At 65.6% G+C, this 15389-nt stretch carries 17 protein-coding genes; 8 read left to right on the top strand and 9 right to left on the bottom strand.

The features are described from left to right. Window positions 1-20: 20 nt before the first annotated feature. Both VCS63_RS12795 and VCS63_RS12790 read left to right on the top strand, forming a co-directional pair. Entirely contained in the window at window positions 21-1223 is a 1203-nt protein-coding gene (locus tag VCS63_RS12795) for an MFS transporter (RefSeq protein WP_042793364.1), read from the top strand. A gap of 31 nt (window positions 1224-1254) precedes the next feature. Beyond that, entirely contained in the window at window positions 1255-1746 is a 492-nt protein-coding gene (locus VCS63_RS12790) for a glutathione peroxidase (RefSeq protein ID WP_042793363.1), read from the top strand. Between the two features lie 19 nt (window positions 1747-1765). Here the strand turns inward: VCS63_RS12790 and VCS63_RS12785 are convergent, their stop codons facing one another. After that, window positions 1766-2233, bottom strand: coding sequence for an Lrp/AsnC family transcriptional regulator (locus tag VCS63_RS12785; RefSeq protein WP_042793362.1), 468 nt, complete (start codon window positions 2231-2233; stop codon window positions 1766-1768). Between the two features lie 122 nt (window positions 2234-2355). Here VCS63_RS12785 and VCS63_RS12780 point away from each other — a divergent pair, with 122 nt between their 5' ends. From VCS63_RS12780 to VCS63_RS12755, 6 genes are all read left to right on the top strand, one after another. Continuing rightward, window positions 2356-3261 carry a DMT family transporter gene (locus VCS63_RS12780; protein ID WP_042793361.1) on the top strand — a complete coding sequence of 302 codons (906 nt, stop codon included), beginning with the start codon at window positions 2356-2358 and terminating at the stop codon, window positions 3259-3261. Window positions 3262-3405: 144 nt separating this feature from the next. Continuing rightward, window positions 3406-4107 carry a glutathione S-transferase N-terminal domain-containing protein gene (locus VCS63_RS12775; RefSeq protein ID WP_112965438.1) on the top strand — a complete coding sequence of 234 codons (702 nt, stop codon included), beginning with the start codon at window positions 3406-3408 and terminating at the stop codon, window positions 4105-4107. Between the two features lie 10 nt (window positions 4108-4117). Further along, entirely contained in the window at window positions 4118-4582 is a 465-nt protein-coding gene (locus VCS63_RS12770; RefSeq protein ID WP_042793359.1) for a GNAT family N-acetyltransferase, read from the top strand. Window positions 4583-4612: 30 nt separating this feature from the next. Next, window positions 4613-4888 (top strand): lipoate protein ligase C-terminal domain-containing protein, encoded by a 276-nt coding sequence (locus tag VCS63_RS12765; RefSeq protein ID WP_063640807.1) that lies wholly within the window; start codon window positions 4613-4615, stop codon window positions 4886-4888. Further along, window positions 4885-5661, top strand: coding sequence for a lipoate--protein ligase family protein (locus tag VCS63_RS12760; RefSeq protein WP_042793357.1), 777 nt, complete (start codon window positions 4885-4887; stop codon window positions 5659-5661). The genes VCS63_RS12765 and VCS63_RS12760 overlap by 4 nt, the downstream gene beginning before the upstream one ends. Window positions 5662-5695: 34 nt before the next feature. Beyond that, window positions 5696-6514: an RsiV family protein gene (locus VCS63_RS12755; protein ID WP_063961805.1), complete on the top strand. Its 819-nt coding sequence runs from the start codon at window positions 5696-5698 to the stop codon at window positions 6512-6514. 197 nt (window positions 6515-6711) lie between these two features. On the opposite strand, the gene VCS63_RS12750 is transcribed toward VCS63_RS12755, so the two are convergent. From VCS63_RS12750 to VCS63_RS12715, 8 genes are all read right to left on the bottom strand, one after another. Next, window positions 6712-7821 carry a porin gene (locus VCS63_RS12750; RefSeq protein WP_063640809.1) on the bottom strand — a complete coding sequence of 370 codons (1110 nt, stop codon included), beginning with the start codon at window positions 7819-7821 and terminating at the stop codon, window positions 6712-6714. 407 nt (window positions 7822-8228) lie between these two features. After that, window positions 8229-9518, bottom strand: a complete 1290-nt coding sequence (locus tag VCS63_RS12745) for a Glu/Leu/Phe/Val family dehydrogenase (RefSeq protein ID WP_042793354.1) — start codon at window positions 9516-9518, stop codon at window positions 8229-8231. Between the two features lie 312 nt (window positions 9519-9830). Then, window positions 9831-10778 (bottom strand): formimidoylglutamase, encoded by a 948-nt coding sequence (hutG, locus tag VCS63_RS12740; RefSeq protein WP_042793353.1) that lies wholly within the window; start codon window positions 10776-10778, stop codon window positions 9831-9833. Beyond that, window positions 10775-11533 (bottom strand): amino acid ABC transporter ATP-binding protein, encoded by a 759-nt coding sequence (locus tag VCS63_RS12735; protein ID WP_165609294.1) that lies wholly within the window; start codon window positions 11531-11533, stop codon window positions 10775-10777. The genes hutG and VCS63_RS12735 overlap by 4 nt, the downstream gene beginning before the upstream one ends. 47 nt (window positions 11534-11580) lie before the next feature. Further along, entirely contained in the window at window positions 11581-12249 is a 669-nt protein-coding gene (locus VCS63_RS12730) for an amino acid ABC transporter permease (RefSeq protein ID WP_063640812.1), read from the bottom strand. Further along, on the bottom strand, window positions 12246-12989 hold the full coding sequence (locus VCS63_RS12725; RefSeq protein ID WP_042793352.1) for a transporter substrate-binding domain-containing protein: 744 nt from the start codon (window positions 12987-12989) through the stop codon (window positions 12246-12248). Before VCS63_RS12725 ends, VCS63_RS12730 begins: the two co-directional genes overlap by 4 nt. Before the next feature lie 74 nt (window positions 12990-13063). Next, entirely contained in the window at window positions 13064-13810 is a 747-nt protein-coding gene (locus VCS63_RS12720) for an IclR family transcriptional regulator (RefSeq protein WP_042793351.1), read from the bottom strand. A gap of 200 nt (window positions 13811-14010) precedes the next feature. Beyond that, window positions 14011-15363 carry an amidase gene (locus VCS63_RS12715; protein ID WP_082900660.1) on the bottom strand — a complete coding sequence of 451 codons (1353 nt, stop codon included), beginning with the start codon at window positions 15361-15363 and terminating at the stop codon, window positions 14011-14013. Window positions 15364-15389: the final 26 nt, after the last annotated feature.

The following is a 15389-nucleotide window of genomic DNA, read 5'->3' as shown; positions in this document are numbered from 1 at the left end:
CGTCCCCGCCCACCTCCCCCATGCCCCTGCACCTCATCGCGCTGGCCGCCGCCGCTTTCGGCATCGGCACCAGCGAGTTCGTCATCATGGGCCTGTTGCCCAACGTCGCCGACGACCTGCGGGTCAGCATCGACGTCGCGGGCCTGCTGATCACCGGTTACGCCATGGGCGTCGTGATCGGCGCGCCCATCATGGCAATCATTACCGCCCGGTTGCCGCGCAAAGCCACTCTCATCGGCCTGGCCAGTACTTTCGTGATCGGCAACCTGCTGTGCGCGCTGGCGCCGAACTATGGGCTGCTGATGGCCGCCCGCGTATTCACGGCGTTCTGCCACGGAGCCTTTTTCGGTCTGGGCGCCGTGGTCGCCGCCGATCTGGTGCCGCGCAACCAGCGCGCCAGCGCCATCGCGCTGATGTTCACCGGGCTGACGCTGGCAAATGTGCTGGGCGTGCCCCTGGGCACCGCACTGGGCCAGGTCGCAGGATGGCGCTCGACGTTCTGGGTGGTCAGCGGAATCGGCCTCGTGGCCGTGGCCGCGCTCGCTGCCTGGCTGCCCTCGCGCATCCCCATGCAGCCCGGAAATATCCTGCGCGAATTCAAGGTGCTGCGGGACGCGCGCGTGGTCTGGCCCCTGGCCGCCAGCGTGCTGGCCTCCGCCGCCTTATTCTGCGTGCTGACCTATATTGCGCCGCTCTTGCGCGAAGTGACCGGCGTGTCCGAGCGCGGCGTCACCGGCGTGCTGCTGCTTTTCGGCGTGGCGCTCACCGTAGGCAGCACCCTGGGCGGCAAGCTGGGCGACCGCAACCTGGAGGTATCGCTGCGCCGAATCTTCATCGGCCTGCTGCTGGTGTTCCTGGCCCTGAGCCAGGCCGTGCACGCACTGGCGCCCATGCTGGTCACGACCTTTATTTGGGGCGTGCTGGGTTTTGCAGTGGTGCCGCTCCTGCAGACCCTGATCGTGGACCAGGCGGCCGACGCGCCCAACCTGGCGTCCACCCTGAACCAGGGCGCGTTCAACCTCGGCAACGCGGGCGGCGCATGGCTGGGCAGCGTGGCGCTGGGCCATGGCCTGCCGCTGACGGACCTGCCCTGGATGTCCGCAGGCATCACCGCCACCGTCCTGCTGTTGACCCTGTGGGGCACGCGCTACTACGGCCGCGGCGAGGGGGCTACACTCGCGGGACAAGCTGGCGCGCTGACGCCCTCGCGTTCCGAGACCTGACCAGGGCCTGTTCACATAGGAAGGAGCCCGCATGAGCACGATCTACGATTTCTCCGCCCGCGCCATCGACGGCACGGAGCAATCCCTGGACACGTACCGCGGCCGCGTGCTGCTGATAGTGAACGTGGCGTCCAAATGCGGATTCACGCCGCAGTACGCGGGCCTGGAAGAGCTATACCGCTCGCTCCATGACGATGGCTTCACCGTGCTGGGCTTTCCCTGCGACCAGTTCGGCCACCAGGAACCCGGCGACGAAGCCGAGATACGCAATTTCTGCAGCACGCAATACGACATCACTTTTCCGCTCTACGCCAAGATCAACGTCAATGGCGATGACGCGCACCCGCTGTATCGCTGGCTCAAAGGCGAAAAGCCCGGTGTCTTCGGCACCGAAGGCATCAAGTGGAATTTCACCAAGTTCCTGGTCGGACGCGACGGCCGCGTCATCAAGCGCTACGCGCCCACCGACACCCCTGCCGGCCTGAAGGACGACATCGAAAAGGCGCTGTCCGCGCCCGTCTGAGCTCCCGCCCACGTACGCCTCAACGCAGCGGCGGCAGCCGGCGGCGCACCGTGTGCGACTTGACGATGGCGGTGTTGGTTTCCGCGAACTCGGTCACGCGCTCCAGGATGCCATCCAGGTGCGAGATCGACCGCAGCACCACGCGGGCGATGAAGCAATCGTCGCCCGTCACCTTGTCGCATTCCACGAACTCCGGAATCTCCTGGATCAGCCCCTCCACGTGACGCAACTGCCCCGGCAAGGGGCGGATGCGCACGATGGCCTCCAACGTGTAGCCCAGCGCCACGGGATCCACGTCGAGGGTATAGGCCCTGATCACGCCAGACTCTTCCAGCCTGCGCAAACGGTCCGCCACGCTGGGCGCCGACATCCCGACCTGGCGCGCCAGGTCAGCGGTGGTGGTGCGCGCATTGGCTGTCAGCGTCTCTACCAGGCGACGATCGATGCCGTCCAGGACCGGGTTTTCACTTTTTAGGTCGTTTTGCATAAATTCCACCTAAACAAAGGTTTCACGATCGATTCACCACATCATGATCATATAACCACCTTGATCCGCCTGGGATAATTTCTCCATCGAACATCAGGGCCAGTGGCCCTTGGAGAACCCTCATGAATCCCTCATCGGAACGCGTAGGCCTGGCCCAGATGGCCACCGCGATGACCTTGTCCGGCACCCTGGGCGTGTTTGTGCTGGAGTCGGGCCAGAGCGCCTGGAACGTGGTTTTCTTCCGTTGCCTCTTCGGCGCGCTGTCCCTGTTCCTGTACTGCTGGGCGCGCGGCCTGCTCAAGCCCGGCCTGTTTACCCCCCGGACGCTGGCCCTAGCCCTGGCCGCCGGAGCCGCGCTGGTGCTGAACTGGGTATTGCTGTTTTCCGCCTATCGGCTGGCCTCCATATCCCTGGCCACCGCGGTCTACAACGTGCAGCCCTTCTTCCTGATCGGCCTGGGCGTGCTGTTTTTGGGCGAACGGCCCACGCGGGGCAAGTTGGCCTGGTCGGTGCTGGCGTTCAGCGGCCTCATGCTGGTGCTGCGCCTGTCGGACGCCGGTGGCGCGGACGGCCGCGCCTACCTGTCGGGGCTGATGCTGGGACTGGGCGCGGCGGCGCTCTATGGCGTCACCGCGATCATCGTCAAGCGGCTCAAGCACATTCCCCCGCAGGTGCTGGCGCTGGTGCAAGTGACGCTGGGGGCCGTCATGCTGCTGCCCATGGCGGATTTCAACGCCCTGCCCGCCGCTCCGCTGCAGTGGGGGTATCTGGTTGCGCTGGGACTGATCCACACCTGCCTGATGTACATCCTGATGTACTCGGCCATCCAGAAGCTGCCGACCACGTCCACTGCCGCCCTGAGCTTCATCTATCCGGCCGTGGCCATCCTGCTGGACTTCGTCGTCTATGGCCATCGCATGGACGCCACGCAGATCGCTGGCGTGGCCATGATCTTCGTGGCGGCTGCAGGCGTCAGCCTGAACTGGACCTGGCGCCTGCCGGGGCGGCCGCGAACGGGCACGGCCTGAACGCCTGCCGGCGAACCCGCGGCCAGCCCGGGTGGGGGCAAACCCGTACCCGCCCCCCGGTTATTGGGGCCGGCGCAAACCAAGCCCCGCTATCATGGCTTTTCCCTGCGCCGGCCGCCGCCGGCGCGATGAACAGGACATCCCATGATCGACCTCTATTACTGGACCACCCCCAACGGCCACAAGATCACGCTGTTCCTCGAAGAAACCGGCCTGCCCTACAAGATCCATCCGGTGAACATCAGCAAGGGCGACCAGTTCAAGCCCGAGTTCCTCGCCATCGCCCCGAACAACCGCATTCCCGCCATCGTCGACCAGGCCCCGGCCGGTGGCGGCGCGCCGATTTCGCTCTTCGAGTCGGGCGCCATCCTCCTGTATCTTGCCGAGAAGACCGGCCGCTTCCTGCCCGCCGACCTGCGCGGCCGCGCGGAGGTCTCGCAATGGCTGTTCTGGCAGATGGGAGGCCTGGGTCCCATGGCTGGCCAGAATCACCATTTCTCCGGATATGCGCAAGAACGCATTCCTTATGCCATCGAGCGCTACGTCAAGGAAACCAACCGCCTGTACGGTGTGCTGAACAAGCGGCTGGCGGACCGCGAATTCGTCGCTGGCGACTATTCCATCGCGGACATGGCCGCCTATCCCTGGATCGTGCCGCACGCCAAACAGGGCCAGGACTTGAACGAATTTCCGCACCTGAAGCGCTGGTTCGACGCCATCGCGGCGCGCCCCGCGACCCAGCGCGCCTATGCCCTGGCCGACACCATCAATACGGCGCCTTCCATCAGCGACGAGGAATCGCGCCGCATCCTGTTCGGTCAGACCGCCCAGAACGTCACCCGCTGAAGGAGCCGCCATGCCCGACCCGCAACTGGTTTTCCGCCGCGCGCGCCTGGGGGACCTGCCGGCCATCGTCGCCCTGCTGGCCGACGATGAACTCGGCGCCACGCGCGAGAATCCCGCCTTGCCGCTGGACCCGCGCTATGCTGCGGCCTTTGCCGCGATCGGCCAGGACTCCAATCAGTTCCTGGCCGTGGTCGAGCAGGACTCGAACCTGGTCGGCTGTTTGCAGTTATCGTTCATACCCGGCCTGTCCCGCTTGGGCCAATGGCGCGGGCAGATCGAGAGCGTGCGCATCGCTTCGTCGTCGCGCGGCGCCGGCCTGGGACGCAAGATGTTCGAATGGGCGATCGAGCAATGCCGTATCCAGGGTTGCGGCCTGGTGCAGTTGACCACGGACCGCGCCCGTCCGGACGCGCGCAGGTTCTATGAAAGCCTGGGCTTTAAGGCCAGCCACGACGGCATGAAGCTCAGCCTGTAGTTTTTGGTACTGATTCAGCAAGGAGCGCCCATGCATGGCGAATATAAAGTCCCCGGCGGTAAATTGGTCGTCGCGGATCTGGAAGTGCGCGATGGCCGGCTGGCCGACGTACGCATCAGCGGCGACTTTTTCCTGGAGCCGCCCGAGGCCCTGGACGCCATCAACCGCGGCCTGAACGGTCTGCCGGCCGACGCCGGCGAACTGGAACTGGCGCTGGCCGTGCAATCCGCCCTGCCCGCGGATGCCGAAATGTTCGGCTTTTCGGCCGAGGCCATCGCCGTCGTACTGCGGAGGGCGCTGGCATGACGCGCACCGACTGGAACGACTACGACTGGCAACTGATCCATGAAGGACCGCAAGAGCCCGCGCTGCACATGGCGCTGGACGCCGTCATCACCGACGAGGTCGGCGCGGGCCAGCGCCCGCCTACCCTGCGCATCTGGGAATGGTCCTCGCCCGCCGTCGTGATCGGCCGCTTCCAATCGCTCAAGAACGAGGTCGATCCCGAAGGCGCGCGCCGCCACGGCATCCAGGTCGTGCGCCGTGTGAGCGGCGGCGGCGCCATGTTCATCGAGCCCGGCAACTCCATCACCTATTCGCTCAGCGCTCCGCAGGCGCTGGTGCATGGCATGAGTTTCCAGGAGTCCTACGCCTTCCTGGACGCCTGGGTGCTCACCGCCCTGCAGGGGCTGGGCATCAAGGCCTGGTACCAGCCGCTCAACGACATTGCCTCGGACATCGGCAAGATCGGCGGCGCGGCGCAAGCGCGCCGCGGTGGCGCCGTGCTGCACCACGTGACGATGTCCTACGACATCGACGCGGATAAAATGGTCGAGGTCCTGCGCATCGGCCGCGAAAAGCTGTCCGACAAAGGCACCACCAGCGCCAAAAAGCGCGTCGACCCCTTGCGCACCCAGACCGGATTGGCGCGGGAAGTCATCATCGACCGCATGGTGGAAACTTTTGCCGGCCTGCATCGTCTCACCCCGGGGCAGGTGGGCAGCGAGACGCTGGCGCGCGCGCAAGCGCAGGCGGCCGAAAAGTTCTCCACGCCCGAGTGGACCGGCGTGGTGCCCTGAGCCGCCCCGCCCCGATTTTCTGGAGGTAGTTTCAATGCGTCGCACATTCACGCCGCAAGGCGCGATAAGCGGTCTCATCCTGGGCGCGGCCGTCCTGGCCCTGGCGGGCTGCGGCAGCACGCCGCCCGCCGACATCACCCTGGCCACGCCGGCGCCGCCCTCCGCGTCCACGCCGGAAAAGGTCGGCGACCTGTCCACCGAGCGCATCAAGTGGGCATCCAGCAAGCCGGGCTGCGAGGGCGACTGCCCCCGCATCGAAATCGATAGCGTCGCGTTCCCCGGCATTCCCAAACTCACCGCTCTGGTGGACCACGTCCTGGCCTACATGACCGGCACCGACGCCAACCGCCGCGGCCCCTACGACACACTGTCCGAGTACACGCAGTACTTCTGGTCAGTGGCGCGCGCCCGCGACGCCACCTATTTCAAGGCAAGCGTGAAAGACACGGTGGGCGACATCGTGGCCGTGGAACTGCATACCGAACAGTTTCTGACAGGTGCGGCGCACGGCATTCCCGCCACCCAGTACCTGAACTGGGAACGCAGCCGCGGCCGTGTGATGAGCCTGGAAGAAGCCTTGATACCGGGCCGCCATCCGCAATATGTCGCAGCGTTGCGGCAGGCGCATGCCAAATGGCTGGCGGGCAATCCCGATGCGCGCCGGGACCCGGCCGCCTACAACAAGATGTGGCCGTTCCAGGAAAGCGACAACTATGCGTTGACGCGGGACGGCGTCGTGGTGAAGTACGACGCCTATTCCATCGCGCCTTACTCGCATGGCGAACCCGAACTGAGCATTCCCTATTCGGAACTGCGGGGGATCCTGAAGCCGGAGCTGCTGCCTGCTTCGTAGGCGGGATGCCTGAACGCCCGCGGCCATCGCGGGCGTTTTGCACGGCACCAAGCCGGGGTTCGGTTGAGCGGACTGAGGATGGAGCTAGGGAGGTGGCCGCTTTTTTCGCGTCTGTGGCCGGGTAAGACGCCCAGTCCGCTCAGTGCAACCGCGGTGGCGGGACGACGCCGGCGCGCCGTCCCTGCACGCCGCGCGTCCTAGAAGCGGTGACGCACGCCCACCATCGCCACGGTGCTCTTCACGCCATCGACGAACGCGAAGTTGGTGGCATACGACCCCAAGGCGTACAGATTGGTGCGCTTGGACAGGTTGTAGGTGTACCCCAGGCTGTAGACGTTCATGGTGGCGTCGTCGCCCGTCAGCTTGTCGCTGTCGGTATCGGCGCGCTGCCACGAAGCCAGGATGTTGCTGGCGCCGCCAATCGGCACGCTCAGGCCCACCAGGTAGGAATTGGCTTTGAAGCCCGACACGGCCACATTGGTGCCGAAGCCTTTGGCCTCGGGGCTGCCGCTGCCGAAAGCATTGACGCCCTGCCCGGTGAACCAGCCGTCGCGCGTCTGGCCATAGGCCAGCGCCAGCTTCAGCACTTCGAAGTCGTACGAACCGCCCACCATCCAAGACTTGGGCGTGGCGTCCGTGTTCAACTGGTTGGCCGGGTTCAGTTGGTCATAGGTCAATGCCACATTCACCGGGCCGTTGACATAGCGCAGGCCGGTCGTGATGGCGCGCGTATTGTCGGCGGTCTTGAAACCGGTTTGCGCGGCCGTCGTGTCGGAAGCATTGAACGAGTAGCCGATGCCGAACTGCAGGCCGCTGAACGACGGCGTCGAGTACTGCACCATGTTGTCGTAGCGGACGGTGTTCGCGGCGCTGAACGCCACGCCGACGTTGGCCTGCCCGTAGCTGCCGCCAAACGGATCGATCGCGGCAAAGTATTTCGATGCGATGTTGGTCTGACGGCCCAGTTCCAGCAGGCCCCAAGACGTGCTCTTCAGGCCGATGGTGGCCTGGCGACCGAACAGGCGGCCGCTCTGGCCCGACGTGCCGTTGGCCGAGTTGAAGCCGCTTTCCAGCGTGAACACGGCGCTCAGGCCGTCGCCCAGGTCTTCGGCGCCGCGCAGGCCCCAGCGCGAGCCGCTGGACACGCCGTTGACCATGCCCACTTTGGACTCGTGGTAGCCATCGCCCTTGATGCGCTGGTAGCCGATGCCCGTGTCGATCAGGCCGTAGAGCGTCACCGAGGTTTCCGCTTGCGCCGTGGCGCCGAACGCGGCCAGCATGGCGGTGACGAACAAAGTCTTTTTCATTGCAAATTCCCATTGATTGAACAGACATGCGCACAGGCTTGCACGCAATGCGAGCGGCGCGCTCGGCGCATGGCAGGAACGGATTCTAGGGACGCAATGTGTCAGTTCTTGTTACGCAAGCCGGGAAAATCCCTAGGCATTTAAATCGGACGCTCGGTGTCGCGCATGGCCGACATCGCCGCGCATATCGGCAGCGGCCGCAACCCACGCAATGGCGGTGTGCTATTCATACGCGAGGCGCCGACTGGCTGACACAGCAATGAAAATCGCCCCTTGCGGGGCGATTTCCGTTTTTGCCGACGTGCCGTTGCCACAAGCAGAGCCTGCTTATGGCAACGGCATGTGGCGGTTCTTGTCTCCCTGCCCTCCTCGGCGCGACGTCCGCGGACGCCCCGCCGTATCGGGTATCAGGGATACAGGCCGCGCACCTGGCGCGCTTGCAGAATGCGCGTGCAAGCAACGATGAACGCCGCCGTGCGCAACGTGACCTTGTGTTCCTTGGCCACTTGCGACACCGCTGCGTACGCTTCGCGCATGATGCGCTCCAGGCGCTGGTTGATCTCGTCCTCGCTCCAGAAGAAGCTGGAGAAATCCTGCACCCATTCGAAGTAGCTGACCGTCACGCCGCCGGCATTGGCCAGCACGTCCGGCACGACGTAGACGCCATGTTCGGCCAGGATGTCGTCGGCTTCCGGCGTGGTCGGGCCGTTGGCGCCTTCCACCACAATCTTCGCGCGCACTTTGGGAGCATTGGCCGCTGTGATCTGGCTTTCCAGGGCGGCGGGGATCAGGAATTCGGTTTCCAGCGTCCAGAACTCGTCCTTGTCCATGGCCTGGCCGCCGGAGAAGCCGCCCACGCCGCCATGCTGCGACACATAGGACAGCAACTTGTGCACGTCCAACCCTTCGGCGTTGTGGACGGTGCCGGTGTGGTCCTGCGCCGCGATGACCTTGGCGCCGGCTTCATGGAACAGGCGGGCGGCGGTGCCGCCCACGTTGCCGAAGCCCTGCACGACCACGCGGGCCTTGGACACGTCGATGTTCAGGTCCCGGGCGGCTTCGCAGCCGACCACAAACACGCCGCGGCCGGTGGCCTCGACGCGGCCCAGGCTGCCGCCCAGCGCGATCGGCTTGCCGGTGACCACGCCGGTGGCGGTCGCGCCTTCGTTCATGGAGTACGTGTCCATCATCCAGGCCATGGTCTGGGCGTTGGTGTTCACGTCGGGAGCCGGGATGTCCTTGGACGGTCCGATGATCACGCCGATTTCCGAGGTGTAGCGGCGCGTCATGCGCTCGAGTTCGGAAGCCGACAGCTTGCGCGGGTCGACCCGCACGCCGCCCTTGGCGCCGCCATAGGGCAGGTTCACGGCGGCATTCTTGATCGACATCCAGGCCGCGAGCGCCATCACTTCGGAAAGCGTGACGTCCTGGTGAAAGCGCACGCCGCCCTTACCGGGGCCGCGCGAGGTGTTGTGCTGGACACGGTAGCCCTCGAAGTGGGCAATGCTGCCGTTATCGAGCTCGATAGGCACGTCGACGATCAGCGAGCGCTTCGGACGCTTCAGGGTTTCAACCCACCGCGCCAGGGAACCGAGATACGGGGTGACCCGATCGACTTGTTGCAGGTAGTTGCCCCAGGGGCCGAGGTCTTCGGCGTTCAGATAAGACGGCAAGGCGTGGGTGGGAGTTTGAGACATGAGCATGCTCTCCTGACTAAGTTGCGCCATTTTATCCACGAAAGTAATAACGTCCCCATTTAAAGTGAAAATATTTTAAATAGGGACATATTACTGTTGTGGCCACCGAACGGGTCACAAACCCGAGCCTGATGCTGCTCTCATCCTAAGCCGCGAAACTGGCAGCGTCCAGCCTGCCAGTCATAAGCGGGAGGCCTTGCAGCCAGTCATGCGGGGGATGAAAAACGGGGCGGTTTCCTGTTATGAAAACCGCCCCGCCGGTCCTGCCATGAGCCGTCTCGCCTCATCCAATGGATGAGGCCGGCCGCGCGCTCAATCCGTCAGCAATTGCCAAGCCAGGCGGGCCGCCGCGCGCGCGCCGTGCCCATCCTGGTCGAAGCGCGGATTGAACTCCGCCATGTCGGCCAGGCGCAGCTTGCCGCTGGCCTTGACCCGCAAGACGATTTCCTCGACCACCGTCAACGGCACCCCGTAAGGAGCCGGCGCCGATACGCCTGGCATGACCGCCGCAGGCAACACGTCCAGATCGATGGTCAGGTACACGTGCCGCGCCCGGGCAAGCAACGCGTCGACATTGGCCAGGCGCGCCGCCAGATGGCGTTCCTGCATGTCACGGTCCTCGACCCAGATGGCCCCGACCTCGGCCGCGCGCGCATACAACGCCGGCGTGTTGGCCAGCCGCGATACGCCCAGGCAGGCGTATTGCAGCGCCCGGCCGCGCTCCTCGCAATAACGCGAGATCTGGTCGAACGGCGTGCCGGAACTCCCGGGGCGTCCGGTGCGCAGGTCAAAGTGCGCATCCAGGTTCAACACCAGCACAGGCTCCGTGTCGCCGCGGGCGTCCAGCCAGCGCGCCAGGCCCTGGAAGCTACCCCAGGCGATTTCGTGACCGCCGCCCAGCACCACCGGACGAGCCCCCTGCTCCATCAATTCCGCCACACGCAGGCCCAACTGCTCCTGGGCGTCTTCCAGCCGATCGCCCTCGCAGGCCACGTCGCCGGCGTCCAGCAGGCGGGTCAGGCCGTGGGCGGGCAAACCGGCAAGGAATTTGCGGATGGCCGGCGGGCCCTCAGCCGCGCCGATGCGACCCTGGTTGCGGGCCACGCCCGCATCGCAAGCAAAGCCCAGCAGCACCGCCTCGCCCTTGCGCGCCTGACCTGCAGCCGCCTCGACAATGTGCGCCAAGCGACGCGTGTCGCCCTGCTCAGCGCTATCGTCGCGGGCCTTCCACAGGCTTTTGTCGAATTGCGGCGCCGTCATGCAGCCCCCTGCCCGGCACTGAGCACCGCCTGCAGGAACTCGCGCGTGCGCGGCTCGCGGGGCTGGGTAAAGATCACGTCGGGCGAACCGGATTCCAGGATCACGCCGCCGTCCATCACCGCCACTACGTCCGCCACATCCCGGGCAAAGCCCATTTCGTGCGTGACCACCATCATCGTCATGCCTTCCTTGGCCAGCAGCTTCATGACCTGCAGCACTTCACCCACCAGTTCCGGATCGAGCGCCGAGGTCGGCTCGTCGAACAGCATGACCTTGGGCTGCATGGCCAGGGCGCGAGCGATGGCCACTCGCTGCTTTTGCCCGCCGGACAGGCTGGCAGGCATCGCCGACATCTTCTGGCCCAGGCCGACCTTGTCCAGCAAGTCCGCCGCCAGCGCGTTGGCCTCTTCGCGGCCCATGCCCCGCAGCTTGCGAGGTCCAACCGTCACGTTGTCCAGCACCGACAGGTGCGGGAACAGATTGAAGCCCTGGAACACCATGCCCACCTGCATGCGCAGTTGGTTGAGCTCCGCTTCAGGCAACAGCGTGCCGTGGTCCAGCAGAGTCTGGCCGCAGATGTCGATGGTGCCGGCCTGCGCGACTTCCAGGCCGTTGCAGCAGCGCAGCAAGGTGCTCTTGCCCGAACCGCTGGGTCCGATCACCACCACCACCTGGGATGGCAGCACGTCGAAGTCGATGCCGCGCAACACGTCGTGGTCGCCGTAGGACTTGCACAGTCCGCGGATGCGGATCATTTCTTGCAGGTCCGCGGCCTGGGTCGTAGCGGAATTCATTGCGGAAGTCATTGCACCATCCCCCCCGCGCGCAGGCGGTGTTCAACCTTGCGCAGCACCAGCATGGTGGCCGTGGTCAGGATCAGATAAATCAGCGCCACCACCAGATAGGTCTCCAGCGAGCGATAGGACACGCTGATGATCTTCTGGCCTTCATGCATCAGGTCGTGGATCGTCAAGAGCGACACCAGGGCCGAGTTCTTGATCAGCGCGATGAATTCGTTGCCCAGCGGCGGGATCATGCGCACGACAGCCTGCGGCAGCACGATGATGCGCATGGCCTGGCCCGAGGACATGCCCAGCGAGCGCGCCGCTTCGGTCTGGCCGCGGTCCACCGACTGGATCGCGCCGCGCACGATTTCGGACACGTAGGCGCCCGAGTACATGCCCAGGCCCAGCACGCCGCAGGCGAACGCCGGCAGGGTGATGCCGAAATGCGGCAGGCCGAAGAACCAGATGAACAGCTGCACCAGCAACGGCGTGCCGCGGAACAGCAGCAGGTAGACGCTGCACAGGTTGTAGATGACGTAGCGCCTGGGGTTCAGGCGCCCCACGCCGACCAGCAGGCCGATGACGCAGGCCAGCAGCAAGGCGCCCGCGGTCACCTCGACGGTGACCACGGCGCCATTGATCAGCGCGCCGAAGTCGGCAAAGACGGGAGAAAAATCCAGGTTCATTTCGCGGGCGCCTCGAACCACTTGTTCACGATGGCCTGGTAGCTGCCGTCGGCCTTCAGCTTTTGCAGCGCGGCGTTCAGGTCACGAGTCAGCTCAGGCTTGCTCTTGGGCACGGCGATGCCGTAATCCTCGGTGGTGATCTGCTCGGCCAGCACGGTCAGGTCCGGCGTGCTCTGGGCGAACAGCTTGGCGGCGGGCTTACCCGTCACGGCCGCTTCCGCGCGTCCGATCTGCACCAGATTGAACATCTCCTGGTTCTTCTCGACTTCCACGCGCTGCACCGACGGATAGTGTTCCTTCAGGTAGTTGACCGACTTCGTGCCCACCTGCACCGACACCTTGCGGCCATCCAGATCCTTCAACGTCTTGACCGGGCCGTCCTTCTTGGTCATGACGACCAGGCCGCCCGCGTAGTACGGATCGGTAAAGTCCACGACCTTGGCCCGTTCCGGCGTGATGTAGATCGCGGACACGGCGATGTCGGCGCGGCCGGCCTGCAGGGCGGGAATCAGGCCCTTGAAATCGATGTCGATCCATTCGACTTTCTTGCCCATGGCGCCGGCCAGGGCTTCCACCAGTTCGATGTCGAACCCGGTGCGCTTGCCGTCCTTGACGAACTCCATCGGCGGGAAGGTCGCGTCGGTGACGGCGCGTATGGTTTCCTGGGCGAACGCCGGACCGGCGCTCCAGGCGAAGCCCAGCGTCAGGGCGGCGGTCAGCAGTGTGCGACGAGTGGTCATGGTAGGTCCTCTATGGAATTGGGATACGGCGGTCGGGTGTCTAGGGGTACGGCGTGGAAAAGAAGAAGGCAGTCTTAATGGGCTTGCAGCTTCGCCGAGATGCGCCGGGCCGCAGCCACGGTCATTTCGGTCAAGGCCTCGGGCCGCTGGGCGGCCCGGGTGGACGGCGCCATCAGCGTGATCGAAGCCACGGCCTGGTTGGCGCGTTGAAAAATGGGCACGCTGACGCCCCAGACTCCGGCGTCGACCTCGCTGTCGGTCACGGCGTAGCCCTGGGCGCGGATGGTTTCAAGCTCGTGTCCGAGACGGGTGGCATCGACGCCAGCCTCGGCCGCCAGGTACGCCAGCGCCGCCTGCAGGCGCGCCAACGGCATAAAGGCCAGGAGCGATTTGGCGGACGCTCCGCGCGCCAGCGGCAGGCCCCGTCCCTTGGTGAAGGAACAGCGCAGCGGATGCTGGCTTTCGATCATGTCCAGGCACACCGCCTGGTCCTTGACCGCCACCAGCAGCCCTATGGTTTCGCCGGAAGCGGCGGCCAGCGCAGCCAGGTCGGGCTGGGCTTCATGGATCAGGAACGACGACTGGTCAAACCCCCAAGCCAGTTGCACGCACAGCGGGCCGGGGCCGTACTCGCCATCGTGCTCGGCGACGAACCCCCAGCGCTTGAGCAGCGCGACCTGGCGGTACAGGGTGCTCTGCGCCAAGCCAGTCTGCTCAGCCAGGGCAGCGATGCTGAGGGGGCCGTCATGCCTGGCCAGGGTAGCCAGCACATACAGCACGCGGTCCGCGCCCGCCCCCACCGATTGATCCGCTTTCAACATTTGGCTCCAAACTAACGGAGCGCAGATTATCAATTTATGGCTTTCTGATCGCTTTTTATTCCCGAATACTGAGAATTACTGGGGAAAACCCCGAAAGGCGGACACAAAAAAGGCGCCCGAAGGCGCCGAAGAATCCGCCGCGCCCCGGCGGAACGCGTCGGATCATTCCATGATTCATCGTAGCGACCGGTGCGGCTCGGTCAGACCTGATGGGCCGTAGAACCCAGGATGCGCTCCGCGCAGCGTGCCCAGTACAGCAGCCGGGCGTCCTCTTTCACGAAGCCGACCATCTGGAAACCCAGCGGCAAGCCATTGGGTCCGCGTGCAACCGGCAGGGTGATGGACGGGTTATGCAGTAGCGACCAAATGCGTATGAAGGCCGAACTCCCCGTGGTGCTGGCCGGCGGCGCCTCTCCCAGCGTGGAAGGCATGGCTACCGTGTCCACGTCGCGCGCCGCGTCGTAGAAGGCCCGGCGGCAGGCGTCGGCGGCATCCAGCGCCGCCGCGTAGTCGGCGGCGGACAGCCCCTCGCCCATGGTCAGGTACTCGATCAGCCCGGGATCGCAGCGCGCCGCGTGGTCACGCTTGATCGCGGCGTACTCGCGCGCGAGGTCGTAGGCCATGATCACGTCCTGCGCCTCTCCCATGGTGTCGAACGCCGCTGGCATTTCCAGCTCCGTGACCTTCACGCCGGCGGCCGACAGCCCGCGCAGGTTGGCCTCGAAGCTATCGCGCATGCAAGGTTCCGTGTCCGCCCAATCCTTCGGACGCCATACGCCCACGCGGAAATCGCTGCGCAGCGCCGAGGCGGGGTCGTAACGCGGGTCCCCGGTAAAGGCGCGCATGAACAAGGCCGCGTCGTCCACCGACCGCGCGATCGGTCCGATCACGTCCAGCACCCGCGAATAGCGCCGGATCGCCACGTAGGGAATGGCGTCCAGTGTGGGCTTGAACCCCACCGCACCGCAGAACGCCGAGGGGCGCAGGATCGAGCCCGCGGTCTGCGTGCCGATGGACAATGGCGTCATGAAGTCGGCCACGGCGGCCGCAGAACCCGCGGAAGACGCGGCCGGCGTGCGGGTCAGGTCGTGCGGGTTGCGTGCCGGTCCCGGCAGCATGATGGCGTGGCGCGACACGGTATTCTTGCCCAGCAGATTAAAGCCCAGGTCGTGCGCCTGAGTCACCACGGGCGCGTCGGCCTGTGGCTGGCGGCCGGGAAAGATTTCCGGGTCGCCCAGCTCTGTAGGCATGGATGCCGTGTCGATGGTGTCCTTGATGCCCAACGGCACGCCATCCAGCGGACGCTGCCGGCCATGGCGGTCCCACTCGCGGGCGCGGGCCAGCGCGCCCTCGGCGTCCACCCGAACCCAGGCCTTGACGCCGCCATTGCGCTCCTCGATGCGGTCCAGGCAGGCGCGTGCCCAGGCCTCGCAGGTCAGTTTGCCCTGCTCCAGGGCAGCCAGCCCCTGGACGGCGGTCAAGGCAGCGATGGCGCTGGGTGCCGGGCGGCTTACGGCGGATGCCGCGGAAGCTATTGTGTCGGAAGTACGCAAGTTGCAGCTCCTGGAAGAACGTTAGG

The organism is Achromobacter sp. D10, from assembly GCF_035282245.1.
GTDB lineage: Bacteria > Pseudomonadota > Gammaproteobacteria > Burkholderiales > Burkholderiaceae_B > Achromobacter > Achromobacter insolitus.
Note: the sequence above shows the minus strand (reverse complement) of the source record. Positions and strands in the feature narration are given on the sequence as shown.

What these genes read in the sequence shown, in the direction of transcription:
- VCS63_RS12780 (WP_042793361.1), top strand. Translation starts at nt 2,356, where the DNA reads ATGAATCCCTCATCGGAACGCGTAGGCCTGGCCCAGATGGCCACCGCG.
- VCS63_RS12790 (WP_042793363.1), top strand. Translation starts at nt 1,255, where the DNA reads ATGAGCACGATCTACGATTTCTCCGCCCGCGCCATCGACGGCACGGAG.
- VCS63_RS12735 (WP_165609294.1), bottom strand. Translation starts at nt 11,533, where the DNA reads ATGATCCGCATCCGCGGACTGTGCAAGTCCTACGGCGACCACGACGTG.
- hutG (WP_042793353.1), bottom strand. Translation starts at nt 10,778, where the DNA reads ATGACGGCGCCGCAATTCGACAAAAGCCTGTGGAAGGCCCGCGACGAT.
- VCS63_RS12765 (WP_063640807.1), top strand. Translation starts at nt 4,613, where the DNA reads ATGCATGGCGAATATAAAGTCCCCGGCGGTAAATTGGTCGTCGCGGAT.
- VCS63_RS12725 (WP_042793352.1), bottom strand. Translation starts at nt 12,989, where the DNA reads ATGACCACTCGTCGCACACTGCTGACCGCCGCCCTGACGCTGGGCTTC.
- VCS63_RS12730 (WP_063640812.1), bottom strand. Translation starts at nt 12,249, where the DNA reads ATGAACCTGGATTTTTCTCCCGTCTTTGCCGACTTCGGCGCGCTGATC.
- VCS63_RS12785 (WP_042793362.1), bottom strand. Translation starts at nt 2,233, where the DNA reads ATGCAAAACGACCTAAAAAGTGAAAACCCGGTCCTGGACGGCATCGAT.
- VCS63_RS12795 (WP_042793364.1), top strand. Translation starts at nt 21, where the DNA reads ATGCCCCTGCACCTCATCGCGCTGGCCGCCGCCGCTTTCGGCATCGGC.
- VCS63_RS12750 (WP_063640809.1), bottom strand. Translation starts at nt 7,821, where the DNA reads ATGAAAAAGACTTTGTTCGTCACCGCCATGCTGGCCGCGTTCGGCGCC.
- VCS63_RS12760 (WP_042793357.1), top strand. Translation starts at nt 4,885, where the DNA reads ATGACGCGCACCGACTGGAACGACTACGACTGGCAACTGATCCATGAA.
- VCS63_RS12745 (WP_042793354.1), bottom strand. Translation starts at nt 9,518, where the DNA reads ATGTCTCAAACTCCCACCCACGCCTTGCCGTCTTATCTGAACGCCGAA.
- VCS63_RS12755 (WP_063961805.1), top strand. Translation starts at nt 5,696, where the DNA reads ATGCGTCGCACATTCACGCCGCAAGGCGCGATAAGCGGTCTCATCCTG.
- VCS63_RS12775 (WP_112965438.1), top strand. Translation starts at nt 3,406, where the DNA reads ATGATCGACCTCTATTACTGGACCACCCCCAACGGCCACAAGATCACG.
- VCS63_RS12720 (WP_042793351.1), bottom strand. Translation starts at nt 13,810, where the DNA reads ATGTTGAAAGCGGATCAATCGGTGGGGGCGGGCGCGGACCGCGTGCTG.
- VCS63_RS12770 (WP_042793359.1), top strand. Translation starts at nt 4,118, where the DNA reads ATGCCCGACCCGCAACTGGTTTTCCGCCGCGCGCGCCTGGGGGACCTG.